The organism is Pseudomonas sp. Irchel s3b2 (assembly GCF_900187445.1).
GTDB lineage: Bacteria > Pseudomonadota > Gammaproteobacteria > Pseudomonadales > Pseudomonadaceae > Aquipseudomonas.
Map to the genome: position 1 here is coordinate 1,158,930 of NZ_FYEB01000001.1, position 24,228 is coordinate 1,183,157.

The 24,228-nt window shown below is 59.7% G+C and carries 22 protein-coding genes and 1 other RNA gene; 9 read left to right on the plus strand and 14 right to left on the minus strand.

Translation table 11 applies throughout. The annotated features are described in order from the left end of the window. Nucleotides 1-139: 139 nt before the first annotated feature. The 4 genes from zipA (at nt 140) to ffs (ending at nt 5,098) form a co-directional block, all read left to right on the plus strand. Nucleotides 140-991, plus strand: coding sequence for a cell division protein ZipA (gene zipA / locus CKW20_RS05465; protein WP_095051985.1), 852 nt, complete (start codon nt 140-142; stop codon nt 989-991). A gap of 177 nt (nt 992-1,168) precedes the next feature. Continuing rightward, nucleotides 1,169-3,526 (plus strand): NAD-dependent DNA ligase LigA, encoded by a 2,358-nt coding sequence (ligA, locus tag CKW20_RS05470; RefSeq protein ID WP_095051986.1) that lies wholly within the window; start codon nt 1,169-1,171, stop codon nt 3,524-3,526. Between the two features lie 154 nt (nt 3,527-3,680). Beyond that, nucleotides 3,681-4,844, plus strand: coding sequence for a putative zinc-binding metallopeptidase (locus tag CKW20_RS05475; protein ID WP_095051987.1), 1,164 nt, complete (start codon nt 3,681-3,683; stop codon nt 4,842-4,844). Between the two features lie 157 nt (nt 4,845-5,001). Then, an RNA gene (ffs, locus tag CKW20_RS05480) (signal recognition particle sRNA small type) lies at nt 5,002-5,098 on the plus strand. Between the two features lie 185 nt (nt 5,099-5,283). On the opposite strand, the gene CKW20_RS05485 is transcribed toward ffs, so the two are convergent. After that, nucleotides 5,284-5,598 (minus strand): helix-turn-helix domain-containing protein, encoded by a 315-nt coding sequence (locus tag CKW20_RS05485; protein WP_007933342.1) that lies wholly within the window; start codon nt 5,596-5,598, stop codon nt 5,284-5,286. A 419-nt stretch (nt 5,599-6,017) separates the two neighbouring features. Between CKW20_RS05485 and CKW20_RS05490 the strand changes: the two genes are divergently transcribed. After that, on the plus strand, nt 6,018-7,718 hold the full coding sequence (locus CKW20_RS05490) for a bifunctional diguanylate cyclase/phosphodiesterase (RefSeq protein WP_095051988.1): 1,701 nt from the start codon (nt 6,018-6,020) through the stop codon (nt 7,716-7,718). Nucleotides 7,719-7,729: 11 nt separating this feature from the next. Here CKW20_RS05490 and CKW20_RS05495 read toward each other — a convergent pair whose 3' ends face one another. After that, the gene (locus tag CKW20_RS05495; RefSeq protein WP_095051989.1) at nt 7,730-8,476 is read right to left on the minus strand and encodes an ABC transporter substrate-binding protein; all 747 of its coding nucleotides are present in this window, start codon (nt 8,474-8,476) and stop codon (nt 7,730-7,732) included. A 145-nt stretch (nt 8,477-8,621) separates the two neighbouring features. On the opposite strand from CKW20_RS05495, the gene dnaX reads away from it, so the two are divergent. The 4 genes from dnaX (at nt 8,622) to CKW20_RS05515 (ending at nt 13,436) form a co-directional block, all read left to right on the plus strand. After that, entirely contained in the window at nt 8,622-10,736 is a 2,115-nt protein-coding gene (gene dnaX / locus CKW20_RS05500; protein ID WP_095051990.1) for a DNA polymerase III subunit gamma/tau, read from the plus strand. 67 nt (nt 10,737-10,803) lie between these two features. Further along, nucleotides 10,804-11,142 (plus strand): YbaB/EbfC family nucleoid-associated protein, encoded by a 339-nt coding sequence (locus CKW20_RS05505; RefSeq protein WP_007905413.1) that lies wholly within the window; start codon nt 10,804-10,806, stop codon nt 11,140-11,142. A 344-nt stretch (nt 11,143-11,486) separates the two neighbouring features. Next, a complete protein-coding gene (gene recR / locus CKW20_RS05510) occupies nt 11,487-12,089 on the plus strand; it encodes a recombination mediator RecR (protein WP_095051991.1) in 603 nt (200 codons plus the stop codon). Between the two features lie 198 nt (nt 12,090-12,287). Continuing rightward, complete coding sequence (locus tag CKW20_RS05515; RefSeq protein ID WP_095051992.1) at nt 12,288-13,436, plus strand: acyl-CoA dehydrogenase family protein; 1,149 nt, start codon at nt 12,288-12,290, stop codon at nt 13,434-13,436. A gap of 67 nt (nt 13,437-13,503) precedes the next feature. Here the strand turns inward: CKW20_RS05515 and CKW20_RS05520 are convergent, their stop codons facing one another. From CKW20_RS05520 to CKW20_RS05580, 12 genes are all read right to left on the minus strand, one after another. Further along, nucleotides 13,504-14,052 (minus strand): adenine phosphoribosyltransferase, encoded by a 549-nt coding sequence (locus CKW20_RS05520; protein ID WP_095051993.1) that lies wholly within the window; start codon nt 14,050-14,052, stop codon nt 13,504-13,506. Nucleotides 14,053-14,131: 79 nt separating this feature from the next. Further along, nucleotides 14,132-14,866, minus strand: coding sequence for a fumarate/nitrate reduction transcriptional regulator Fnr (gene fnr, locus CKW20_RS05525; protein ID WP_095051994.1), 735 nt, complete (start codon nt 14,864-14,866; stop codon nt 14,132-14,134). A 92-nt stretch (nt 14,867-14,958) separates the two neighbouring features. Continuing rightward, nucleotides 14,959-16,341, minus strand: coding sequence for an oxygen-independent coproporphyrinogen III oxidase (gene hemN / locus CKW20_RS05530; protein ID WP_095051995.1), 1,383 nt, complete (start codon nt 16,339-16,341; stop codon nt 14,959-14,961). A 192-nt stretch (nt 16,342-16,533) separates the two neighbouring features. Next, nucleotides 16,534-17,217, minus strand: a complete 684-nt coding sequence (locus CKW20_RS05535; protein WP_095051996.1) for a sulfite exporter TauE/SafE family protein — start codon at nt 17,215-17,217, stop codon at nt 16,534-16,536. Continuing rightward, a complete protein-coding gene (gene ccoS / locus CKW20_RS05540; protein WP_095051997.1) occupies nt 17,210-17,428 on the minus strand; it encodes a cbb3-type cytochrome oxidase assembly protein CcoS in 219 nt (72 codons plus the stop codon). Before ccoS ends, CKW20_RS05535 begins: the two co-directional genes overlap by 8 nt. A 22-nt stretch (nt 17,429-17,450) precedes the next feature. Then, entirely contained in the window at nt 17,451-19,901 is a 2,451-nt protein-coding gene (locus CKW20_RS05545; RefSeq protein WP_095051998.1) for a heavy metal translocating P-type ATPase, read from the minus strand. 135 nt (nt 19,902-20,036) lie between these two features. Beyond that, complete coding sequence (locus CKW20_RS05555) at nt 20,037-20,576, minus strand: FixH family protein (RefSeq protein WP_095052000.1); 540 nt, start codon at nt 20,574-20,576, stop codon at nt 20,037-20,039. An 11-nt stretch (nt 20,577-20,587) separates the two neighbouring features. Further along, nucleotides 20,588-22,003 carry a cytochrome c oxidase accessory protein CcoG gene (ccoG, locus tag CKW20_RS05560; protein ID WP_095052001.1) on the minus strand — a complete coding sequence of 472 codons (1,416 nt, stop codon included), beginning with the start codon at nt 22,001-22,003 and terminating at the stop codon, nt 20,588-20,590. A 206-nt stretch (nt 22,004-22,209) separates the two neighbouring features. Further along, on the minus strand, nt 22,210-22,620 hold the full coding sequence (locus CKW20_RS05565) for a type II toxin-antitoxin system VapC family toxin (protein ID WP_095052002.1): 411 nt from the start codon (nt 22,618-22,620) through the stop codon (nt 22,210-22,212). Next, the gene (locus tag CKW20_RS05570; RefSeq protein WP_095052003.1) at nt 22,620-22,874 is read right to left on the minus strand and encodes a type II toxin-antitoxin system Phd/YefM family antitoxin; all 255 of its coding nucleotides are present in this window, start codon (nt 22,872-22,874) and stop codon (nt 22,620-22,622) included. Before CKW20_RS05570 ends, CKW20_RS05565 begins: the two co-directional genes overlap by 1 nt. A gap of 183 nt (nt 22,875-23,057) precedes the next feature. Then, the gene (gene ccoP / locus CKW20_RS05575; protein WP_095052004.1) at nt 23,058-24,041 is read right to left on the minus strand and encodes a cytochrome-c oxidase, cbb3-type subunit III; all 984 of its coding nucleotides are present in this window, start codon (nt 24,039-24,041) and stop codon (nt 23,058-23,060) included. Then, nucleotides 24,038-24,223, minus strand: coding sequence for a CcoQ/FixQ family Cbb3-type cytochrome c oxidase assembly chaperone (locus CKW20_RS05580; RefSeq protein WP_003175465.1), 186 nt, complete (start codon nt 24,221-24,223; stop codon nt 24,038-24,040). Before CKW20_RS05580 ends, ccoP begins: the two co-directional genes overlap by 4 nt. Nucleotides 24,224-24,228: the final 5 nt, after the last annotated feature.

Below are 24,228 nucleotides of genomic sequence, written 5' to 3' on the forward strand. Positions count from 1 at the left end.
TCGTGCTAGTTTAATGTCAATTTTTCGTATACGTGGGCAAAACGCCTGTCAGAACATAGAGTTGGCGCCACGTTTTAAAGCGGTTTACACAATGTAAACCCCTTATTTTTCAGCATTTTTCATAGAGGCACGGGATTAAATGGAAATCGGTCTGCGCGAGTGGCTGATCGTCATCGGCATTATTGTCATTGCCGGTATTCTTTTCGATGGCTGGCGTCGCATGCGCGGCGGCAAGGGAAAACTGAAATTCCGTCTTGACCGAAGTTTGTCCAATCTGCCGGACGAGGACACCAGCGCCGAGCTGTTGGGCCCGCCCCGCGTGCTGGATAACCATAAAGAGCCGCAACTGGACGAGCATGATCTGCCGTCGGTGAGCATGCCTGCCCGTGAGCCTCGCGAGTCGGGTTCCAAGCGTGGCAAGCGTGGTCATGGCGAGCCATCGCAAGGCGACTTGAACCTCAACCTGGACCTGGACGGCGGCCCGAGCTTCAACAGCCGTGACGACGATTTCCCGGATGACACCAAGCCCGCCAGCTCGGTCGATAAAGATCAGCCGCAAGCCGAAGAAGTGCTGGTGATCAGCGTGATCTGCCGCGACCCGGCCGGCTTCAAGGGCCCGGCACTGTTGCAGAACATTCTGGAAAGCGGTCTGCGTTTCGGCGAGATGGACATTTTCCACCGTCACGAAAGCATGGCCGGTAACGGCGAAGTCCTGTTCTCCATGGCCAATGCGGTCAAGCCAGGTGTCTTCGATCTGGATGACATCGATCATTTCAGCACCCCGGCAGTGAGTTTCTTCCTCGGTCTGCCAGGCCCGCGTCATCCCAAGCAAGCCTTCGACGTGATGGTGGCTGCGGCACGCAAACTGTCCCAGGAGCTGAATGGCGAACTGAAAGACGACCAGCGCAGCGTGCTGACCGCCCAGACTATCGAGCACTACCGTCAGCGCATCGTCGAGTTCGAACGCCGCGCCCTGACCCAGAAGCGCTGAAATTGGTAACGTGTGGAAGATTGAGTCGCGACTTCCATGCCCTGTAGGAGCCCGGCTTGCCGGCGAAGGCGATCTCAAGTACGCCTTCGCCGGCAAGCCGGACTCCTACAATGAATCTGCACCGCATCAACAAATTGAGCAGCCTCGGCTGCTCTTTTGCTTTATGAGAGAACACCCATGACCGCCGCCAAAACCCGCATTCTAGAGCTGCGCGCCGAACTCGATCAGCACAACTATCGCTACCACGTGCTGGACGAGCCGAGCATTCCGGACGCCGAATACGATCGCTTGTTCCACGAGCTCAAGGCCCTCGAAGCGGCCCATCCTGAACTGATTACCAGCGACTCGCCGACCCAGCGTGTCGGCAGCGCGGCGCTGTCGGCGTTCACTCAGGTGCGTCATGAAGTGCCGATGCTCAGCCTGGGCAACGCCTTCGAAGAAACCGATATGCGTGAGTTCGATCGCCGGGTGACGGAAGGTCTGGACCTGCCGGTCGGCGACCTGTTCGGCAGTGGCGCGGCGGTGGAGTACAGCTGCGAACCCAAGCTCGATGGCCTGGCGGTCAGTCTGCTCTATCAAGACGGTGTGCTGGTGCGCGGCGCCACCCGTGGCGATGGCACCACCGGTGAAGACATCAGCGTCAACGTACGCACCGTGCGCAATATCCCGCTCAAGCTGCATGGCACCGGCTGGCCGGCGACCCTGGAAGTGCGTGGCGAAGTGTTTATGTCCAAAGCTGGGTTCGAGCGACTCAACGCCACGCAACTGGAAGTCGGCGGCAAGACCTTCGCCAACCCGCGTAACGCAGCGGCAGGCAGCTTGCGACAGCTGGATTCGAAGATCACCGCCAACCGTCCGCTGGAATTCTGCTGCTACGGCATCGGTCAGATTTCGGCCGATATTGCCGACACGCACATTGGCAATCTGAAGCAACTCAAAGCCTGGGGGATGCCGATCAGTCATGAGCTGAAACTGGCGCATGGCATCGAAGAATGCCTGGATTACTATCGCGACATCGGTGAGCGCCGCAATGCGCTCCAGTATGAAATCGATGGCGTGGTGTTCAAGGTCAACAGCATCGCGTCCCAGCGTGAGCTGGGTTTCCGCGCTCGCGAGCCGCGCTGGGCGATTGCCCACAAATTCCCGGCCATGGAAGAGCTCACCGAACTGCTCGACGTGGAATTCCAGGTCGGTCGCACCGGTGCCGTGACGCCGGTGGCGCGCTTGAAACCGGTGAGGGTCGCGGGTGTCACCGTGGCCAATGCGACCTTGCACAACATGGATGAAGTTGCGCGTCTGGGCCTGATGATTGGCGATACGGTGATCATCCGCCGCGCCGGTGACGTGATTCCGCAAGTGGTGCAAGTGGTCACCGAGCGCCGTCCGGAAGATGCCCGGCCAGTACAGATTCCCGAGCAGTGCCCGGTTTGTGGTTCTCATGTCGAGCGCACGCAACTGGTCAAGCGCAGCAAGGGCCGCGAGACCATCAGCGAAGGCGCGGTGTATCGCTGTGTCGGCCGTCTGGCCTGCGGTGCGCAACTCAAGCAAGCGATCATTCACTTCGTTTCGCGCCGCGCCATGGACATCGAAGGCCTGGGCGAAAAGAGCGTCGAGCAACTGGTGGACGAAGGCCTGGTGAGTTCGCCGGCCGATCTCTATGCCCTGACGTTCGAGCAGATCGTCGACCTGGAAGGCTTTGCCGAACTGTCGAGCAAGAACCTGCTCGGTGCAATCGAAGACAGCAAGCAGCCGAGTCTGGCGCGGTTTATCTACGCCTTGGGCATTCCTGATGTCGGCGAAGAGACGGCCAAGGTCCTTGCGCGCTCTCTCGGCTCGCTGGAGCGGGTTCAGCAGGCATTGCCGCACGTGCTCACGTACTTGCCGGATGTCGGGCTGGAAGTGGCTCACGAGATTCACAGCTTCTTCGAAGACCCGCATAACCAGCAAGTGATCAAGGATCTGCTCAAGCATGGCCTGCAGATTCAGGACCAGGGCGAGCTGGGTGCCGAATTTTCCGCCAGTACCACGCTGGGCGGCTTCCTCGACAAGTTGCACATTCCGTCGGTCGGGCCGGGCGGGGCGCAGAAGCTTGCGGACAAGTTCGGCTCGCTCGAAGCGGTGATGAGTGCTGATTGGCTGGACATGCGTCAGGCGCTGCCGGAGAAGCAGGCGACTTCGGTTCGCGAGTTTTTTGCGGGGGCGGAAAATCGTCAACTCGCCGAGGCCGCAGAAAAGCAGCTGCGGGATTTCGGTATGCATTGGCAGAGCGAGAAAAAGGTCGTCGAAGGGTTGCCGTTGGCCGGGCAAACCTGGGTGCTGACCGGTTCGCTGGAGCTGATGAGTCGCGATGTCGCCAAGGACAAACTTGAAAGCCTCGGTGCCAAGGTGGCCGGTTCCGTTTCGGCCAAGACCCATTGCGTGGTCGCCGGCCCAGGTGCGGGTTCGAAGCTGGCCAAGGCCAATGAGCTGGGGTTGAAGGTGCTGGATGAAGAGGCGTTTGTCGGGTTTCTTGGCAAACACAATATTTCGGTTTAACTGATCGTTCCCACGCTCTGCGTGGTAACGCATCCCGTGACGCTCTGCGTCACAGTGGACGCGGAGCGTCCAGGGCGGCATTCCCACGCAGAGCGTGGGAACGATCACGGTACAAGAATGATCTAGTCTTGGCAGGCTCCAGGGAGAGATCGCCATGTACCGCTTCTTCGAACAGCTCAGTTCACGCATCGCCGCGCCTTTCATGGGGGAGCGTTCGCGCAACAGCAAGGTCTGGCATTGCCGCTGCGGGCAGTCGTTGTTTTTTCGCAACAGCCAGTGCCTGGCCTGTACGGCGGCGCTGGGTTATCAGCCGCAGCAGAGCCGCTTGTCGTCGTTGCAGCCCGGCCCGCAAGCGGATACCTGGTTGCTCGACGCCAATCCCGACGCCGGTGTATTTCGCCGCTGCGCCAATCTCGATTCTCCGGCCGCGTGCAACTGGCTGCTGCCGGTCAATGATCACGATACGTTGTGCATCGCCTGTAGCCTGAATCGCACCATCCCCGACCTGTCGATCCCCGAGAATCACGAGCACTGGCGCAACGTGGAAATCGCCAAGCGTCGTCTGGTGGCGCAGCTGATCAGTCTGGGCTTGCAGGTCATTGCGAAATCCATGGACGAAGACATCGGTCTGGCCTTCGATTTCATCGGTATCGACCTCGAAGGCAAACTGCCAACCACCGGACATGCCAATGGACTAATCACCCTCGATATCAAAGAAGCCGACGACGCCCACCGCGAGCAGGTTCGCGTGCAAATGCACGAACCTTATCGCACGCTGCTCGGTCACTTTCGTCATGAGGTAGGGCATTACTACTGGGACCGCCTGGTCGCCAACAGTCATTGGCTGGAACCGTTCCGCGGCTTGTTCGGCGACGAGCGTGCCAGTTACGCCGAGGCGCTCGAACGACATTATCAGCAAGGCGCGCCGCTTGACTGGCAGCACCATTACGTCAGCGCCTACGCCACCATGCACCCTTGGGAAGACTGGGCGGAAACCTGGGCTCACTACTTGCACATGATGGATGCGGTGGACACCGCCCTGGGTTTTGGCATGAGTGCGCAGGAAATGGATTTCGATTACCAGCCGTTTCCGCCCAGTACGCTATTCGACCCACAGCATCCCGGCGGCCCGGCGTTCCTGTCGTTCGTCAATGCATGGATCGAACTGGCCGGCATGCTCAATGAATTGTCACGCAGCATGGGTCAGCCGGATTTCTACCCGTTCGTCCTGCCGTCGGCGGTGATTGCCAAGCTGCACTTCATTCACCTGGTGATTCAGCAGGAGGGCGGCAGGGCGGATGAGGTGTTGGCGCAATAGGATCAAAAGATCGCCCCTGTAGCAGGGGCGATCTTTTAGGCCAGCGCATGTCCTTGAAGCCGCTCATATTTTTTAATATCCCCGAACGGTTGTAACTTCGTCTCAGATAGGTACAATGGCGCGGCTCGCCGTCAGGTGAGCGTCGTTATGGTGACCCCATCGGTCCCCCCGCAACGATCAGCCGTGAACCCGGTCAGGCCTGGAAGGGAGCAGCCGCAGCGGTGACATTGTGTGCCGGGGTGTGGCTGGTGGGGTCGCCACCATAACGCAGCACGAATCCTCTTTCGTGTTTTCTATCTAAAAATACTGTTTTGTTTCTGCTGCCATGGGGCTCATCCAGGGCGGTTTTTCGTCGTTTCCGAATTAAAGAGCGGGATACAAAAAAAGGAGGCCGATCTGTCGTATTCGACAGGTCGGTCTCCTTTTTTCATTACTGGCACTAAGGCTTGGACAAGGCCTGGTCAACCGCTGCGATCAGCTTTCCCAGATCCTTCGGGGTGGCTTTGTGTATGACGCTGAACAGGTACGCCCGCTGTTCATCTTCGTCGCCCAGATCTGCGAAAAAGGCTTTCAGCTTCACGCCCAGCACGTCGGCAAGCAAAAACAATGCTTCCACGCTGGGGGTATAGGTGCCCGTTTCGAAGCGGCTGATGGTTTTGGGGTCAAAACCGGTTTTTTCGCCGAGTTCAGCCTGAGTAAGCCCTGCGACCTTGCGGTAGCGTCGGATGGCTGGACCCAAACTTGAAATTTGCATCGCTCAATTCCCATTTAGAATCAAGAACTTAACGATAGATTTTTGCATTAGACAACTGCATGATCCATCACCTTGCTTTGCAAAATGTGATGCATTTCGTAGAATCGCCGCTTCGGAAAGGTTTTTAGTGATCTGCTTTCTGAAGTTTAGGCGATATGAAAAAGCCAGCATTGTCTTCTCTTGCCCGGTGTGCGGAGAGGCCCTTGGCGGTCTGAAACCCCTCGAAAAATGTTACCAGGGTCGGTATTGCTTACCTTGCCCAAGGCCTTTGAGCCTGGTTGTTCTGCGGCGATCCGGAGGCCATCAAATGTTGTTCATGGAGCGATAACGTGTCTCTGCGCTGTACTTCTCAAAATATCTCTTCCGGGCATTCTGCGCTGGTCGAGCGGTACCTCCGCTAGCGACAGTGAGCCTCACTCATGGATGAGAAATACCGCAGGGCCGTGGATGCCGCCGCTATTTTTTCCGAGACCGATCTGGATGGCCGGATTACCTATGTCAACGACCAATTCTGCGCTGTATCCGGCTACAGCCGCGAGGAGTTGCTGGGGCAGAACCATCGTCTGCTGAACTCCGGCTTGCATTGCGCCGATTTCTTCGCCGCCATGTGGCGCACCATCGCCCTGGGTAACATCTGGAAGGGCGAGATCTGTAATCGCGCCAAGGATGGCAGCTTGTATTGGGTCGATAGCACCATGGTGCCGGTGTTCGATGAAGCCAAAGGGCGCATTGATCGATACCTGTCGATTCGTTTCGATATCAGCGAAAAACGTCAACTGCTGCAATCTTTGCAATGGCGGGTCGGGCATGACGTGCTGACCGGGCTGCCCAATCGCGCATTCCTGTCGGATCTGCTGGATCAGGCGCTGGAGTTCTCCCGGCATGAAAACATTCCGTTGGCGGTGTGCATGCTGGACCTCGATGGGTTCAAGGCGGTCAACGACGGTTACGGGCACGCCAGTGGCGATATGTTGCTGGTGGAGGTGGCCAAGCGCTTGCGCGATATTGTGCGCGGCGAAGACGTGGTGGCGCGACTGGCCGGTGACGAGTTTGTGCTGGTGTTGCGATATGTGCGTGATCTGCCGGAATTGCACGCAGCACTGAATCGCGTGTTGAGGGCGATTTCCGCGCCGTACGCGCTGCACGGCAAGGACATCAATGTGTTTGCCAGTATCGGCGTCACCCTGTTTCCCCATGACCATGAAGATGCCGAAACCCTGCTGCGTCACGCCGATCAGGCGATGTATGTGGCCAAGCAAAGCGGGCGAAACCGCTTTCATCTGTTTGATGTGTCCCGGGATCAGGAGGTCAAGGCCACTCACCAGACCGTCGATCGGGTGCGTCAGGCGCTGGTCGCCGGTGAATTGCGCCTGCATTTTCAACCCAAGGTGAACATGCGCCATGGCGTGGTCGTCGGTTTCGAGGCGTTGTTGCGTTGGGAGCACCCGCAAAACGGCTTGGTGTCACCTCGGGAGTTTTTGCCGCTGGTGGAGGATACGGACCTGATCATCGATATCGGTGAGTGGGTGATGGATCAGGTTCTGTCGCAGTTGCACCGTTGGCAGCAGGCGGGGCAGGACTGGCCGGTGAGTATCAATATCGCGGCGCGACATTTTCAGCGCGCCGATTTCGTCGACCGACTCAAGCACGTACTCGCTCGACATGCTCAGGTCGCGCCGCAGATGCTCGATCTGGAAATCGTCGAGTCGGTGGCGATCGAGAATATCCAGCATGTCAGCGCCTGTTTGCAGGCCTGCCAGGCGTTGGGGGTGCAGTTTTCCCTGGGTGACTTTGGCACGGGTTATTCGTCCCTGAGCTACCTCAAGCGTTTACGCACCCAAACCATCAAGATCGATAAGTCATTCGTGCGTGACATTCTGATCGATCGTGATGATTTGGCTCTGACCACGGCGGTGATTGGCCTGGCCCGGGCATTCGGCCGGCAAGTGATAGCCGAGGGACTGGAAAGCGTTGAGCACGGTGAATTGCTGTTGCGGCTGGGATGCGAAGTCGCTCAAGGTTATTTCATCGCCCGCCCGATGCCGTCCGATGAGGTGCCGGGCTGGGTGGCGGGGTTTGTCGCTCCGTCGCAATGGCAAGCGCTCGACCAGACAGCCTGAGCCATCATGCGCTACAGGCTGGCATCAGGGTTGCCGGTATAGAGCCGGATGATGTCATCGATCTCCCCGGACGTTTTCATCTGCTGCAATGTGCGCAGAATGCGCTGCACAGGCAGCTTGGGGTCGTTGCGCATGTAGCAACCGACACTTTGTTCGTGCACCAGCGCTACGCTTTGCAGTTGCTGGTCGGGCAGCAGGCGCTGGTTGAACCAGTCCAGGGTCCATTGGTTGCTCACCGCGTACTGGTAACGCCCGGCCAGCAATTTTTCCAGCACTTGTTCCTGATTGCGCGCGTCATCGCGATGCAGCCGGTCGGCGTCGAACAGCGGTTGCAATGTCGGGTAGCTATAGCCGCGCACGGTGCCGATCGACTGGTGCGGCAGATCTGCCGGATCGATCGAAGGTGAGACTCGCCGGCCAATCAGCAAGTCGCGCTGAACCAGCAGCGGAGCGCTCCAGATATAGTCGCCAGATTGATTCGGCAGCCAGGATTTCGAGATATAACAGCGCACATCGACTTCGCCGTGCTCCATGGCGTTCTGCACCCGTGCCCTAGGCAAAATGTGAAACTCGGCCGGCACGCCGACCTGAGTCGCCAGGCTGATCATCATATCGTGCAGGATGCCTTGGGTCGGTCGGCCACGCTCGATTTGCACCATGGGCATGGCCCAGCTGTCGGACACGACAAACCGTAACGGCGCCTCGGTGGCCGCGACGCTCAGGCTGATCAACAGCAATGCCCCCAAGGCAAAACGCATAAACGCTCCGGTACGGCTCAAACCTGAGTCAATAAAAGCCCCCACAAAGTGCAGCTTAGCCAGAATAGACGAGCGCACCGGATGCAATTTTGGCCTTGCTCCGCTAGCATTAGCCGCTTCTGTTCCTTCGTTGCGACGGTTTTCGATGAGTTATCAGGTTCTTGCACGTAAATGGCGTCCGCGCTCGTTCGGCGAAATGGTCGGCCAGACCCATGTGCTCAAGGCTCTGATCAATGCCTTGGACAGCCAGCGGCTGCACCACGCGTACCTTTTTACCGGTACCCGCGGGGTCGGCAAGACCACCATTGCGCGGATCATCGCCAAATGCCTGAACTGTGAAACAGGTATCACTTCGACCCCCTGTGGCGAGTGCTCGGTGTGCCGCGAAATCGATGAAGGCCGCTTCGTCGACCTGATCGAGATCGACGCCGCGAGCCGGACCAAGGTCGAAGACACCCGCGAGTTGCTCGACAATGTGCAATACGCGCCGAGCCGCGGGCGCTTCAAGGTCTACCTGATCGACGAAGTGCACATGCTCTCCAGCCATTCCTTTAATGCGCTGTTGAAAACCCTCGAAGAGCCGCCGCCCTACGTCAAGTTCATCCTGGCCACCACCGATCCGCAGAAACTTCCGGCAACGATTCTTTCGCGTTGTCTGCAGTTCTCCCTGAAGAACATGACCCCGGAGCGGGTGGTCGAACATCTGACCCACGTGCTCAGCGTCGAGAACGTGCCGTTCGAAGACGACGCGCTGTGGCTGCTGGGCCGAGCCGCCGACGGTTCGATGCGCGACGCCATGAGCCTGACCGATCAGGCCATCGCCTTCGGTGAAGGTAAGGTCATGGCCGCCGACGTGCGGGCGATGCTCGGTACCCTCGATCATGGTCAGGTCTACGACGTCCTGCATGCGCTGATCGAAGGCGACGCCAAGGCGTTGCTCGAGGCGGTGCGCCATCTGGCCGAACAAGGTCCGGACTGGAACGGCGTGCTCTCGGAAATTCTCAATGTGCTGCACCGTGTCGCCATCGCCCAGGCTTTGCCTGAAGGCGTCGACAATGGCCATGGCGATCGTGACCGCGTATTGGCTCTAGCCCAGGCATTGCCGGCTGAAGACGTGCAGTTTTATTACCAGATGGGCCTGATCGGTCGCCGGGACTTGCCGCTGGCACCGGACCCGCGCGGTGGCTTCGAAATGGTCCTGCTGCGAATGCTTGCGTTCCGGCCGGCAGACACTGCGGACGCGCCGAGGCAACCGCTAAAGACAGTGGGGATCAGCCAGGCCACAGTTGATTCCGCAAACTCAGTGGCTGCCGCGCGGGTTGTAGCGCCGGTAGTCGCTGCGGCCGTTGTCCCGGTTCCGGCTCCGGTTTCGGTTGCGCCCGTGGTTGCACCGGCTCCTGTCATGGCAGCCGAGCCTGAGCCAGTTGCGGCCGTGCTCATTCCTGATCCAGTCGCGCCTGAGCCCGTGCCTGTTGTCGAGCCCGTAGCAGTCGAAGAAGTCGTCGATCTGCCGTGGAACGACCCGATAGCGCCCGAAGTTGTTCAGCAGCCCGCCCTTGAGCCGGTTCTGGAAACGGCTGGCGAACAACCCGAATTGCCACCGATGCCCATGCCGACGCCGGACAGCGTGGTGCCGGATGCGCCGCAATGGGCTGCAGCGCCAATCCCGGAACCGTCCGTGGCCGAAGTCGATGCCGCTACGCCAGGCATGGATCTGGACGACGAGCCGCCGCTGGACGAGGACTACATCGAGCCGGACATGGATTCGGCTTATAGCTATCTCGATGAACTGGCCAGCGAGCACACCGCCGAACCTGCGCCGGAACCCGAACCTGAACCGGCCGCGATGCCGGCCACCGGGCTGGCCCTGCAATGGCTGGAGTTGTTCCCGAAACTGGCGGTGTCCGGCATGACCGGCAGCATCGCCGCCAACTGCACGCTGATCGCCGTCGATGGCGACAATTGGCTGTTGCACCTGGATCCGGCCCACAGCGCCTTGTTCAACGCGACGCAACAACGTCGCCTCAACGATGCGCTGAATCAGTTTCACGGGCGTACGCTGACCCTGAGCATGGAGCTGATCAAGCCCGAGCAGGAAACTCCGGCCCAGGCCGCCTCCCGCCGCCGTGCCAACCGTCAGCGCGAGGCCGAGGAATCGATCCACGGCGATCCGTTCATCCAGCAAATGATGCAGCAGTTCGGGGCGGTGGTCCGTCACGATACTATTGAACCTGTCGAGGCCCTGGTCAGTCAGGACTAATAACTGAAGGCGCTTGGCCGCATTCGCCGGGCGCTGTTTTTATCCAAGTACTTTTGAGGTGATTCCCATGATGAAAGGTGGCATGGCCGGCCTGATGAAGCAGGCGCAGCAGATGCAGGAAAAAATGGCCAAGATGCAGGAAGAACTGGCCAACGCCGAAGTCACCGGTAAGGCCGGCGGCGATATGGTCACCGTGGTCATGACCGGTCGTCACGACGTCAAGCGCGTGACCATCGATCCAAGCCTGGTCGAAGGCCTGAGCGAAGACGACAAGGAAATGCTCGAGGCGGTATTCGCCGCAGCCGTCAATGATGCTGTGCGCAAAATCGAAGCCAACAGCCAGGACAAGATGTCTGGCGTGACCGCTGGCATGCAATTGCCACCGGGTATGAAGCTGCCATTCTGATTCGCCAAGGCGCATCGGATGGGTTAAAAAAATGCCAGGCATCGCGCCTGGCATTTTTGTTTCTGGCTGAGGGCACGCGGCGTCTATCAGGACGCCTTCGCGGGCAAGTCGGATCGCCGCACCGCTCGCTACTACAAGGATCACACTGTACCTGTAGGAGCGAGGCTTGCCCGCGAAGAAGTCGACTCGGTCCGCGGGAAGAAACATCGAACGCCATACCGCCACAAAGGTCTGCTCTCTATACAGCCGAAATTCGAACTGCAGGTTGCGCAAGACTGAATAATTGACGCTCATTCGAGGCGCGGGTATAAACCGCGTCTCGTTGTTATGTCGGACTTTTCCCCATGAGCTTCAGCCCTTTGATTCGCCAACTGATCGATGCCCTGCGAATTTTGCCGGGTGTGGGTCAGAAAACTGCCCAGCGCATGGCGTTGCAACTGCTTGAGCGTGATCGCAGCGGCGGTTCGCGGCTGGCCCAGGCGCTGAGCCAGGCCATGGAAGGGGTGGGCCATTGCCGCTTGTGCCGCACGCTGACCGAAGATGATCTGTGCCCGCAATGCGCCGATCCACGCCGCGACGACACCTTGCTGTGTGTGGTGGAAGGTCCGATGGATGTTTATGCGGTGGAGCAGACCGGTTTCCGCGGTCGCTACTTCGTGCTCAAGGGCCACCTGTCGCCCCTCGACGGGCTAGGGCCGGACGCCATCGGCATTCCACAATTGATGGCGCGGATCGAAGAGGCGGGTACGTTTGCCGAAGTCATCCTCGCCACCAACCCGACGGTGGAAGGCGAAGCCACAGCGCATTACATCGCCCAGTTGCTCAGCAACAAAGGCCTGATCGCCTCGCGCATCGCCCATGGCGTGCCGTTGGGTGGCGAGCTGGAATTGGTGGACGGCGGGACATTGGCGCATTCGTTTGCCGGGCGTAAGCCGATTGCCTTGTAGTGTCTGAGCAGGCCCCTTCGCGGGCAAGCCTCGCTCCTACAAGTCGAGTGCCACGTCGGTAATCTGCCGACGACCGATACCTGTAGGAGCGAGGCTTGCCCGCGAAGAAAGCACCTCGGTCCATCTGATTCACACAACTCTATTGAAAACCAAGCAAGCGCTCGGTTAACTTCGCTGAACCTTCAGTGGAGCTCGCCGATGCCTGCCTTTCAGGAATACTTCGACCCCAGCCACCAATTGGTCCGCGACAGCGTCAGACGTTTCGTCGAGCGCGAGATTCTTCCGGACATCGACCAGTGGGAAGAAGCCGAAAGCTTCCCCCGTGAGCTCTACCTGAAGGCCGGCGCGGCGGGGATTTTGGGCATTGGTTATCCAGAAGCCTTGGGCGGCAGCCACGAAGGCGATGTGTTCGCCAAGATCGCTGCCAGTGAAGAGCTGATGCGCTGTGGTTCCGGTGGTCTGGTCGCGGGGCTGGGCTCGCTGGACATTGGTTTGCCGCAGATTCTCAAGTGGGCCAGGCCTGAAGTTCGCGATCGCGTTGTGCCTCAGGTGCTGGCGGGCGAGAAGATCAGCGCCCTGGCCGTCACCGAGCCCAGCGGCGGCTCCGACGTCGCCAACCTGCAAACCCGCGCCATCCGTGACGGCGACTTTTACCGGGTCAGCGGCAGCAAAACCTTCATTACCAGCGGCATTCGGGCAGATTTCTACACCGTCGCGGTGCGTACCGGCGAACCTGGGTTTGGCGGCATCAGTTTGTTGCTGATCGAGAAGGGCACGCCCGGGTTCACCGTCGGTCGTCAGTTGAAAAAAATGGGCTGGTGGGCGTCGGACACCGCCGAACTGTTTTTCGATGATTGCCGAGTACCGGCGGGCCATCTGATCGGTGCCGAAAACAGGGGCTTTGCCTGCATCATGGGCAACTTCCAGAGCGAGCGTCTGGCCTTGGCGCTGATGGCCAACATGACCGCGCAGTTGGCACTGGAGGAGAGCCTGAAATGGGCTCGTCAGCGTGAGGCTTTCGGCAAACCCATCGGCAAGTTCCAGGTGCTCAAGCATCGACTGGCGGAAATGGCCACGATGCTGGAGGTATCACGGGAATTCACTTACCGTCAGGCGGCGAAAATGGCTGCTGGGCAGAGTGTGATCAAGGAGATTTCCATGGCCAAGAATTTCGCCACCGACACGGCGGACCGCATCACCAACGACGCCGTGCAGATTCTCGGGGGCCTCGGTTACATGCGCGAGAGCCTGGTGGAGCGGCTGTACCGGGATAATCGGATTCTGTCGATCGGCGGCGGGACGCGGGAAGTGATGAACGAGATCATCAGTAAGCAGATGGGGCTTTAATCTACGGTGTGGCGGCTGAAGCTTTCGCGGGCAGGCTTGCCCGCGATGGCGTCAGTACAGACCCTGCTTATTTATCGCTCAACGCAAACTGCGTCAGGCAAAACGTCGGAATCCCCATGTCTTCCAGCCGCTGCGAACCACCCAGCTCCGGCAAGTCAATGATCGCTGCCGCTTCATGCACCCGCGCGCCCATGCGCCGAATCAGGTTGGCCGCCGCGATCAGCGTGCCGCCAGTGGCGATCAGGTCATCGAACATCACCACCGCATCACCCTCACACAGACTGTCGGCATGGACTTCGAGAAAGGCTTCGCCGTACTCGGTGGCATAACCCTCAGCCAGCACGTCGGCCGGCAATTTGCCCTGCTTGCGGAACAGCACCAGCGGTTTGTTCAACTGATAAGCCAGGATCGAACCGATCAGGAAGCCCCGGGCATCCATGGCGCCGACGTGGGTGAAGTCGGCCTCGACGTAACGATGGGCAAAGCTGTCCATCACCAGGCGCAGGGCCGTGGGTGACTGGAACAAGGGGGTGATGTCGCGAAAGATCACGCCCGGCTTGGGGAAGTCGATCACGGGGCGGATCAGGGATTTTATGTCGAAGGAGTCGAAGACCATCGTCGAAGTATCCTGGCGGGCTGCAAACGTCGCAGTATAACGGCGGCTGAACCGTTTCGCTCAGCCGCCATCGCCAGAATCAGCCGTCGAGCGAGCCGCCGGCCAGGGCGCAGAGCTGGATCGGGTCGAGGATGTGTATTTCCTTACCCTCGGCCGCGATCAGTTCGTTTTGCTGGAAACGGGTGAACACCCGGGACACGGTTTCCACCGCCAGGCCCAGGTAATTGCCGATTTCATTGCGCGACATGCTCAGCCGGAACTGGTTGGCCGAGAAACCCCGTGCGCGGAAACGTGCCGACAGGTTGACCAGGAAGGTGGCGATGCGCTCGTCGGCGGTTTTCTTCGACAGCAGCAACATCATTTGCTGATCGTCGCGAATCTCGCGGCTCATCACTCGCATCAACTGACGGCGCAGTTGTGGCAGTTGCAAGGCCAGTTCGTCGAGGCGTTCGAAAGGGATTTCGCACACCGAAGTGGTTTCCAGGGCTTGCGCCGAGACCGGGTGTTTTTCAGTGTCCATGCCCGACAGGCCGACCAGTTCACTCGGCAAATGGAAACCGGTGAGTTGTTCTTCGCCGACATCGCTCAGGCTGAATGTCTTCAGGGCGCCGGAGCGTACTGCATAAACGGAATCGAACGTGTCGCCCTGGCGAAAGAGGAACTCGCCTTTTTTCAGCGGGCGACCACGTTTGACGATTTCGTCCAGCGCATCCATGTCTTCCAGATTCAGAGAAAGTGGCAGGCAGAGAGGGGCCAAGCTGCAATCCTTGCAATGGGCTTGGCTATGAGCGCGCAGTTTTACTGGCTCGGACATTTCTTTAATCCTTGTGGGAAAACACACATAAGACGTAAGGGTAACCCACTGGAGGACATTCGGGCCAGCCTGCGACAATTTAACCTCACCTTCTAAATCACTCGGGAAAATCGCTGGCGATTGCTGTGTTCCAGGTACGCATCGAAGACCATGCACACCGAGCGCACCAGCAGTCGTCCTGCCGGGAGTACGCAGATTCGTTGGTTGTCCAGTTCGATCAGTCCATCCTCGGCCATATTCAGCAGCTGAGGCCAAAGCTCGCCGAAATAACCACGAAAATCGATATTGAAGGTTTGTTCGATCGTTGCGAATTCCAGGCTGAAATGGCAGATCAGTTGCTGAATCACCGCGCGTCTCAGCCGGTCATCGGCGTTGCAAATCAGGCCACGGCTGGTGGCCAGTTGAGCGGACGCCAGCGCGTTCTGGTACTGGTTCAGGTCGCTGCTGTTCTGGCAGTACAAATCGCCGATCTGGCTGATGGCTGATACCCCCAGACCGATCAAATCGCAATGACCGTGGGTGGTGTAGCCCTGAAAGTTACGTTGCAGGGTCGATTCTTCCTGAGCAATCGCCAGTTCATCGTCGGGTAGAGCGAAGTGGTCCATGCCGATGTAGCGGTAACCGGCGGCTGTCAGCTGTTCGATGGTGCGCTGAAGCATTTCCAGCTTTTGCGCCGGAGCCGGTAGATCGTTGCTGTTGATCCGCCGTTGCGGCATGAAGCGTTCCGGCAGATGGGCATAGTTGAACACCGAGAGCCGGTCCGGTTGCAGGTTGATGACTTCGTCGACCGTGCGGGCGAAGTTCTCGGGCGTCTGCTTCGGTAAGCCGTAGATCAGATCGATGTTGATCGAGCGAAATTGCAGGGTTCGAGCGGCATCGATCACCGCACGGGTTTCTTCCAGGCTTTGCAGGCGATTGACCGCCCGTTGTACCACCGGGTCGAGGTCTTGCAGGCCGATACTGACGCGGTTGAAGCCCAGTTCCCGGAGCAGGCCCATGGTCGACCAATCGGCCTCACGAGGGTCGATCTCGATGCCGTAGTCGCCGGAATCGTCGTCCAGCAAAGTGAAATGCTTGCGCAGCTGCGCCATCAGCTGGCGCAGTTCGTCGTGGCTGAGAAAGGTTGGTGTGCCACCGCCGAAATGCAGTTGCTCGACTTTCTGCGTCGGGTCGAGGTGGCAGGCAATCAGCTGGACTTCCTGTTCCAGGCGTTGCAAATAGGGCAGGGCGCGGCCACGGTCCTTGGTGATGACTTTGTTGCAGGCGCAGTAGTAGCAGATGTTCGCGCAGAACGGCACATGCACGTACAGCGACAGCGGACGCAGGGCTTTACGGCTGTCGCGCAGGGCATGAAACAGGTCGAAGCTGCCGACCTGGCTGTCGAATTGCACGGCGGTCGGGTACGAGGTGTAGCGCGGTCCCGCCAGGTCGTAACGGCGGATCAGATCTGTGTCCCAACGAATGGCGTCGAGCATGCGGGCATTCCCCCGGATAGGCTGGCAGTGTCGGCGAGTCTAGGGAGAAGTGCGCAAAGGCATCTTGATTTGCATCAAGGGTCGGGATTTGTGTTGTCGGTGAGGGCCTCTTCGCGGGCAAGCCTCGCTCCTACAGGATTTGCGCATAACCTTGTAGGAGCGAGGCTTGCCCGCGAAGGGCGCACCGCAGATCTAATGCCCCATGAGCCAATGCTGATGCGGCCCCGGCAAGGTCCAGATGCCGAATAGCATTACCAGCAAGCCACCGGTCATGCGTACGCTGCGTTTGCGCAACAACGCTGTGACTCGCTCGGCGGCAAGCCCAGTGGCGAGCAGCACCGGCCAGGTGCCCAGACCGAATGCCAGCATCAGCAATGCACTGTCCAGCGCATTGCCCTGGCTCGCCGACCACAGCAATGTGCTGTAAACCAGCCCGCACGGCAGCCAGCCCCACAGTGCGCCCAGCAGCAGGGCGCGGGGCAGGTTCGATACGGGCAATAGTGAGTTGGCCACCGGCTGGATATGCCGCCACAAGCCACGGCCGAGGCTTTCGATACGGGTCAGGCCACTCCACCAACCGGCCAGGTACAGTCCCATGGCGATCAGCAGCAATCCGGCGAGGATGCGCATGAACATCGCCGCCGGGCTATTGGCCACGGCCCAGCCGGCCAGGCCAATCAACAGGCCGGCCGCGGCGTAGCTGAGAATTCGCCCCAGGTTGTAGGCCAGCAACAATCGAAAGCGTCGGCTGCGCTGTTCCTTGGGAATCGCCAGGGTCAATGCGCCCATCAAGCCGCCGCACATGCCCAGACAATGCCCGCCGCCGAGCAGGCCGAGGATCAGCGCAGAGACTAACAGTGGCGCCAACTCAAGCATGGGGCGGCGCCTTGTCGTCCGGTTTGGCCTGTTGGCCGCTGACCTCATCGACCGCGGCCTTGTGGTTCGGGTCCTGATCGTCGAACAGGATGCTGTGGGCCGGGCCGTCGAGGTCGTCGTACTGACCGCTGTCGACTGCCCAGAAGAAGATATAAATAGCGATGGCCACGATCAGCAGCGCGGCCGGGATCATCACGTAGAGAGCTGGCATCTGGACTCCATGCCCGCGCGGCTCAGGCCGGCAGCGGGCGGGTTTCTGGCGTGGTGCCGACAGCCGGCGCGCTCGGCAGGCGAGTCAGGCGCAGGGCATTCAGCACCACGATCAACGAACTGATCGACATGCCGACCGCGGCCCATACCGGGGTGATCCAGCCGAGGGCGGCGAACGGCAACATGAGGCCATTGTACAGCGCCGCCCACAGCAAGTTCTCGATGATGACCCGACGGGTGCGCCGGGCCAGGCTGAAGGCTTGCACCAGCGCGTCGAGCCGGTTCGACAGCAGCACCGCGTCGGCACTGGTTTTCGCCAGATCGGTGGCCGAACCCATTGCCACGCTGATATCGGCGGCAGCCAGCACCGGCACGTCGTTGACCCCATCACCGAGCATCAACACCTTGCGACCTTCCTTGTGCAGTTGTTGCAGCACCTGCAATTTATCGTCCGGACGCAAACCGCCACGGGCCTCGTCGATGCCCAATTCGGCAGCGACGCTGGCGACCATCGGCGAGCTGTCGCCGGACAGCAGCAGCGTACGCCAGCCGCGAGCCTTGCATGCCGCCAGCAGGGCGGGCGCGTCGGCGCGCAAACGGTCGTCGAGGACGAACCACGCCAGCGGCCCTTGGCTGTCGCCGAGCAGCAGCCATTGGCCGGGCTCATCAGGCATTACTGGCGATTGAGTGCCGCTGAGTTCGCAGACAAACCCCGGTTGGCCAATGCGCAGGCGTTGTGTGCCGACCAACCCCTCCAGACCCAGCCCCGGCATGCTGTGAACTTCCTCGGCGGCTAGCGGCGCGCGGCCAAAAGCCCGGGCAATCGGGTGTTCGGAGCGGTTTTCCAGGGCGGCGGCGAGGCTCAGGCATTGATCGCTGGTCAGCGACCCCAGCGGTCGGATCGAACGCAAGGCCAGGCGACCTTCGGTGAGGGTGCCGGTCTTGTCGAAAATCACCGTGTCGATTTGATTCAGGCCTTCCAGCACATGGCCGCGTGTCAACAAAAGCCCCAGTTTGTGCAGCGTTCCGGTGGCAGCCGTCAGGGCGGTTGGCGTGGCCAGCGACAAGGCGCACGGGCACGTCGCAACCAGCATCGCCAGAACAATCCAGAACGCTCGCGCTGAATCCAGCTCCCACCAGACCAGGCCGATGACGGCGGCGGCGATCAGCGATAACAGCAAAAACCATTGCGCGGCGCGGTCGGCGATTTCCGCCAGTCGCGGCTTCTCGGCCTGGGCGCGATCCAGCAGTCGGACGATGGCTGACAGGCGTGTGTCCTGACCCAGCGCCAGGACTTCCACGGTCAACGCACCTTCAACGTTCAAGGTCCCGGCGGTGACGGCATCGCCCGGGGTTCGAGGTCGTGGCAGGTATTCGCCGGTGAGCAGGGATTCGTCGATGCTCGACTGACCGTCGAGGATCTTGCCGTCGGCCGGCAAAATCGCACCGGGGTGCACCAGCACCTGATCACCCACGCGCAACTCGCTGAGCAGAATCCGCTCGCTCTGGCCATCAGCGCTCAGTCGCAGGCAGGAGGCGGGCAACAGATTGACCAGTTGAGCGGTCGCGGCAGCGGTGCGTTCCCGGGCGCGACGTTCCAGATAACGTCCGGCCAGCAGGAACAGCGCAAACATCCCCACGGCATCGAAATACAGCTCGCCGACCCCGGTGATCGAGGTCCAGATCCCGGCGATATAGGCACTGCCGATCGCCAGCGACACCGAAACGTCCATGGTCAGGTGACGGGTGCGCAGATCGCGCATCGCGCCCTTGAAGAACGGCGCGCAGCTGTAAAACACGATCGGGGTGGTCAGAAACAGCGCGACCCAGCGCAGGATAGTGTGCAGCTCGGGGCTGAGATCAATGTTGAATTCCGGCCACGTGGCCATGGTCGCCATCATCGCCTGGAACCACAGCAGTCCGGCGACCCCGAGTTGACGCAGGGCCAGGCGGTTTTCGCTGGCCAGTTGTTCGCTGGCGCGGTCGGCCTGATACGGATGGGCGGCGTAACCGATGTGGCGCAATTCGCTGAGTACCTGGCTCAACGGCAATTGTGCGTCGGCCCAGCGCACATGCAGGCGATGGTTGGACAGGTTCAGGCGTGCTTCGGCCACCGCCGGCAAAGCCCGCAGGTGTTTCTCGATCAACCAGCCGCAGGCGGCGCAACTGATGCCTTCCATCAACAGAGTGGTTTCGGCGAGTTCGCCTTCGTGGCGGACAAAGGGTTGTTGCACATCGGCGCGGTCGTAGAGCTCCAACTCGTCCACCAACTGTACCGGCAAGGCTTCGGGGTTGGCCGAAGCTTCGCTGCGATGCTGGTAATAGCTTTCCAACCCGCCGGCCACGATGGCCTCGGCCACCGCCTGGCAACCCGGGCAGCAGAACTCGCGGGTATCCCCGAGGACAGCGGCTGTGAAGCGGCTGCCGGCCGGGACGGGCAGGGCGCAGTGGTAGCAGGGGGTTGGACTTGTCATGGGGCGTGTTCCGATGATCGTTCCCACGCTCTGCGTGGGAATGCCTCCCCGGACGCTCCGCGTCCGCTTCGGCTGGGACGCGGAGCGTCCCTGGCTGCGTTCCCACGCAGAGCGTGGGAACGATCAGGATAAGGCTTATTTTTTCAGGTCTTCTGCACCCTGCAGCGGTTCATCGCCCAGCAGCAGATCCTTGTCGTGGCTGACCAGTTCTTCTTCGAACATGCGCCAAATCTTGTCATCCTGAACACCCAGCAATTCGATAAAGCGGCGACCTTCAATCTTGTCGTTCAACTGGCCAATGTAGCGGCCCTGTTCGGTTTCGCTGCGGGCCAGGGTGATCTTGCGATCCTTCTCCGGCTGGGTCGGCGAAATAAGGTTCAGCTCAAGGGTTTTCGGCTGGCTGTTGCCGCTCAGGCGCAGGTCGACTTCGCCGGTCACGTCATCCAGATGCACGCTGGCGCGCATCAGCAGGGTCTGGGCCAGCAGTTCGCGGTCCAGCGAACGGTTGATGCCTTTGCCGGCCTCGTAATAGTTGTCGTTGACCAGGTTGTCCGGATTGTTCACCGCGATGGTCACCATCGACAGGGTCAAGGCCACCGAGCAGGCCAGGATGGCGATGATGATCCACGGCCAAAGATGCTTGTACCAGGGACTTGCGGCAGTTGCTGCGGGCATGATGACTTCTCTCAACGAATTTGTGGGCCGATGAATCGGCTCTTGGCTTCAACGTGAACGCTGGCGTCATCGGCATCCTTGAGGATGAATTTCACCTCGTTGGTGCTCGACGGCAGTTGTTCCGGTGCGCTGGACAGTTCGACCGGCTGGCTGAAAATCTCTCCGGCGGCGACCTTTATTTCGCGCTTGCCTTGCAGCTTGAGGTCCGGCAGGCCGGTGGCTTCCAGCACATAGGTATGGTCGCGCTGGTCCTTGTTCATGATCTTCAGGCTGTAGACGTTTTCGATCCGGCCTTCGGCGTTCTCACGGTACAACACGCGGTCTTTACTGACATCGAAACCGACCAGCGAGCGCATGAAGAATGCAGTCACCAGCAACGCGATCATCGCCAGCAACACCAAGGCATAACCGATCAGACGCGGGCGCAGTTTATGGGTTTTTTGCCCAGAGAGGTTGTGCTCGGTGGTGTAGCTGATCAGGCCGCGCGGGTAATCCATTTTGTCCATGATGTTGTCGCAGGCGTCGATGCACGCCGCGCAGCCGATGCATTCGATTTGCAGGCCGTCGCGGATGTCGATACCGGTGGGGCAGACCTGGACACACATGGTGCAGTCGATGCAATCGCCCAGGCCCTGAGCCTTGTAGTCGATGCCTTTCTTGCGCGGGCCACGGCTTTCGCCACGGCGCGGGTCGTAGGACACGATCAGCGTGTCCTTGTCGAACATCACGCTTTGGAAGCGTGCATACGGGCACATGTAAATGCACACCTGCTCGCGCAACCAACCGGCGTTGCCGTAGGTGGCGAGGGTGAAGAAACCGACCCAGAAATATGACCAGCCATCGGCTTGACCGGTGAAGAACTCGATCACCAATTCGCGAATCGGTGAGAAATAACCGACAAAGGTCATGCCGGTCACGAAACCGATCAGCAGCCACATCGTGTGCTTGCTGAATTTGCGCAGGAATTTGTTGGTGCTCATCGACATCTTGTCGAGCTTGATGCGTTGGTTGCGGTCGCCTTCAGTGACCTTTTCGCACCACATGAAGATCCAGGTCCAGACGCTTTGCGGGCAGGTGTAGCCGCACCAGACCCGGCCGGCATACACGGTAATGAAGAACAGGCCGAACGCACTGATGATCAGAATCCCCGAGAGCAGGATGAAATCCTGGGGCCAGAAGGTGGCGCCAAAGATGAAGAATTTACGTTCCGGCAAGTTCCACCAGACGGCTTGATGACCACCCCAGTTCAGCCACACCGTGCCGAAATACAGCAGAAACAACCCGGCACCGCCGATCATTCGCAGGTTACGGAACAGGCCGGTGAAAGCGCGGGTGTAGATTTTTTCTCGAGAGGCGTAGAGGTCGACGCTGTTGTTGGCGTTCTTGGCAGGTGGAGTGACGTCGTGTACCGGAATCTGATTGCTCATCGTTGCATCCCACGGCAGTGGAAAAATGCCCCGGTCAGTACGTGCCGACCGCGGTCAAAAAGAGGTGTTGCAGTGGCGCAATGATACGCCTGTAGCTCTAGTACAAGGGTGCGACCTTTGGTCGCGTTGGGGGAAATCAATTGATAGTGTAATGACTTGAATCAATTGACTTGTGGAGTATGGACCGTTTCGTCGGTGCGGCGAGTTCATTTGTCCCATGGATTGAGCAGGGCAACACCGCTGGATTGAAAGTCGCCGGTATTGCGGGTGACCACTGTGAGGCCATGAACCAATGCAGTCGCTGCGATCAGGGCGTCGCTTTCATTGGCACGGTCCGGCACATGCAAGCCGGCACAGCGAATCGCCACGGCGGCGTCGATCGGCAGGATTCTGGCGTCGAAAGCCGGTATAACGTGGCGCTTCAGCCAGGTGCGCAATACCTTCCCCTGAACGGGGTCACGACGCTCCATTCGAAGAACCCCTGTCTCCAGTTCCTTCAAAGTAATGGCCGAAATAAACAGGCGTGGTGCGATGACACTTTTGGCCCAGGCGACGACGTTCGCGTCAGCCTGAGGTTTACGCAGTTCAGAAATCACGTTGGTGTCGAGTAGAAACATCAGGACAGATCCACGGGTCGATGAGTGATGACGGTACGCTCGGTTTCGAATTCGATGTCTGCCGCTTCGGGCATCACCAATAGGTCGACGATGTTGGCGTTTATGCCAGTCAGTTTTTGGTACTCCTCAATGCTTAGCAGTACGTGAGCAGGCTTGCCACGATCGGTGATGATAACCGGCCCATGACGCGTGGCTTTTTTGGCACTACTTGTGTCCTGGTTGAATTCACGACTGGAAATGGTGGTGATGGCCATCGTGGCTGACCCTCCTGAAAGTGCTTTGTAGAAACGTTACTACTTGGTGGTTCGTATCGCAACTTCATAAGGTGGCGGGTCGCTACCACTGGTCGGTAGGGGCCGGACATGATTGTGTGAAAACAAAACGGCCCCGCCAATTCTCATTGGCGGGGCCGTTTTTTGTCGCATCAGGCGTTTGCCTTACTGGGCGTTAGCGTCCGCTGCCTTCTCGCCATGAGACAGGCTATAGACGTAAGCGGCCAGCAGGTGAACCTTGTCGTTGCCTTGCAGCTGTTCTTGCGCAGGCATCTGGCCCTGACGGCCGTAACGGATGGTCTGCTGCAGTTGAGCGAAGCTCGAACCGTAGATGAACGCCGCCGGGTGAGTCAGGTCAGGAGCACCCATGGCTGGGGTGCCTTTGCCGGCAGGACCATGGCATGCCACGCAGTTGGCGGCGAACAGTTTCTGGCCGGCAACCGGGTCAGCCTTGGCGCCTTCCGGCAGCTTGCGGCCATCGAGGTTGGTCACCACGAACGCGGCAACGTCCGCAACGCCTTGTTCGCCGATCACTTCAGCCCAGGCCGGCATCACGGCATGACGACCGCCCATGATGGTGGTCTTGATGGTTTCTGCCTCGCCACCCCAGCGCCAGTCGGCGTCGGTCAGGTTAGGGAAGCCGTAGGCGCCTTTGGCGTCGGAACCGTGGCAGACCGAGCAGTTGGAGGCGAACAGGCGGCCACCCATCTTCAGGGCTTGCGGGTCTTTTGCGACTTCTTCGATCGGCATGGAAGCGAACTTGGCGAAGATCGGGCCGAACCTGGTATCCGACCTGAGCATTTCCTTTTCCCACTCGTGAACGCCGGTCCAGCCGGTCTGGCCGTTGGCGAACGCGGTCTGCTTCTCGTTATCGAGGTAGTTGTAACCCGGCAACAGGCCTTTCCAGTTACCCAGGCCTGGGTACAGCACCAGATAGCCGAGGGCGAAGATGATGGTGCCCACGAACAGCATGAACCACCATTTCGGCAGGGGGTTGTCGTACTCCTCGATCCCGTCGAAGGAGTGGCCAACCGTCTCTTCGGTGGCTTCGCTGCGCTGGCCCTTGCGGGTGGACAGCAACAGCCAGGTCAGGGCGAAGATGGTGCCGAGACTGAGGACTGTGACGTACAGACTCCAGAACGTAGTCATTCTTTGTTACTCCTAGAAGCTTGCTCGACGTGCTTGATGGCTTCGGGATCATCCGCAAAAGGCAGCAAGGTCGCGTCTTCAAACTCCGACTTGCGCTTGGGGCTGAACACCCACAGCGCCAGACCGATGAAGGCCACCATCACAACAACGGTGCCCAGGCCACGAATCATCCCGATATCCATCTAAA

What these genes read in the sequence shown, in the direction of transcription:
- zipA (WP_095051985.1), top strand. Translation starts at nt 140, where the DNA reads ATGGAAATCGGTCTGCGCGAGTGGCTGATCGTCATCGGCATTATTGTC.
- ligA (WP_095051986.1), top strand. Translation starts at nt 1,169, where the DNA reads ATGACCGCCGCCAAAACCCGCATTCTAGAGCTGCGCGCCGAACTCGAT.
- CKW20_RS05475 (WP_095051987.1), top strand. Translation starts at nt 3,681, where the DNA reads ATGTACCGCTTCTTCGAACAGCTCAGTTCACGCATCGCCGCGCCTTTC.
- CKW20_RS05485 (WP_007933342.1), bottom strand. Translation starts at nt 5,598, where the DNA reads ATGCAAATTTCAAGTTTGGGTCCAGCCATCCGACGCTACCGCAAGGTC.
- CKW20_RS05490 (WP_095051988.1), top strand. Translation starts at nt 6,018, where the DNA reads ATGGATGAGAAATACCGCAGGGCCGTGGATGCCGCCGCTATTTTTTCC.
- CKW20_RS05495 (WP_095051989.1), bottom strand. Translation starts at nt 8,476, where the DNA reads ATGCGTTTTGCCTTGGGGGCATTGCTGTTGATCAGCCTGAGCGTCGCG.
- dnaX (WP_095051990.1), top strand. Translation starts at nt 8,622, where the DNA reads ATGAGTTATCAGGTTCTTGCACGTAAATGGCGTCCGCGCTCGTTCGGC.
- CKW20_RS05505 (WP_007905413.1), top strand. Translation starts at nt 10,804, where the DNA reads ATGATGAAAGGTGGCATGGCCGGCCTGATGAAGCAGGCGCAGCAGATG.
- recR (WP_095051991.1), top strand. Translation starts at nt 11,487, where the DNA reads ATGAGCTTCAGCCCTTTGATTCGCCAACTGATCGATGCCCTGCGAATT.
- CKW20_RS05515 (WP_095051992.1), top strand. Translation starts at nt 12,288, where the DNA reads ATGCCTGCCTTTCAGGAATACTTCGACCCCAGCCACCAATTGGTCCGC.
- CKW20_RS05520 (WP_095051993.1), bottom strand. Translation starts at nt 14,052, where the DNA reads ATGGTCTTCGACTCCTTCGACATAAAATCCCTGATCCGCCCCGTGATC.
- fnr (WP_095051994.1), bottom strand. Translation starts at nt 14,866, where the DNA reads ATGTCCGAGCCAGTAAAACTGCGCGCTCATAGCCAAGCCCATTGCAAG.
- hemN (WP_095051995.1), bottom strand. Translation starts at nt 16,341, where the DNA reads ATGCTCGACGCCATTCGTTGGGACACAGATCTGATCCGCCGTTACGAC.
- CKW20_RS05535 (WP_095051996.1), bottom strand. Translation starts at nt 17,217, where the DNA reads ATGCTTGAGTTGGCGCCACTGTTAGTCTCTGCGCTGATCCTCGGCCTG.
- ccoS (WP_095051997.1), bottom strand. Translation starts at nt 17,428, where the DNA reads ATGCCAGCTCTCTACGTGATGATCCCGGCCGCGCTGCTGATCGTGGCC.
- CKW20_RS05545 (WP_095051998.1), bottom strand. Translation starts at nt 19,901, where the DNA reads ATGACAAGTCCAACCCCCTGCTACCACTGCGCCCTGCCCGTCCCGGCC.
- CKW20_RS05555 (WP_095052000.1), bottom strand. Translation starts at nt 20,576, where the DNA reads ATGCCCGCAGCAACTGCCGCAAGTCCCTGGTACAAGCATCTTTGGCCG.
- ccoG (WP_095052001.1), bottom strand. Translation starts at nt 22,003, where the DNA reads ATGAGCAATCAGATTCCGGTACACGACGTCACTCCACCTGCCAAGAAC.
- CKW20_RS05565 (WP_095052002.1), bottom strand. Translation starts at nt 22,620, where the DNA reads ATGTTTCTACTCGACACCAACGTGATTTCTGAACTGCGTAAACCTCAG.
- CKW20_RS05570 (WP_095052003.1), bottom strand. Translation starts at nt 22,874, where the DNA reads ATGGCCATCACCACCATTTCCAGTCGTGAATTCAACCAGGACACAAGT.
- ccoP (WP_095052004.1), bottom strand. Translation starts at nt 24,041, where the DNA reads ATGACTACGTTCTGGAGTCTGTACGTCACAGTCCTCAGTCTCGGCACC.
- CKW20_RS05580 (WP_003175465.1), bottom strand. Translation starts at nt 24,223, where the DNA reads ATGGATATCGGGATGATTCGTGGCCTGGGCACCGTTGTTGTGATGGTG.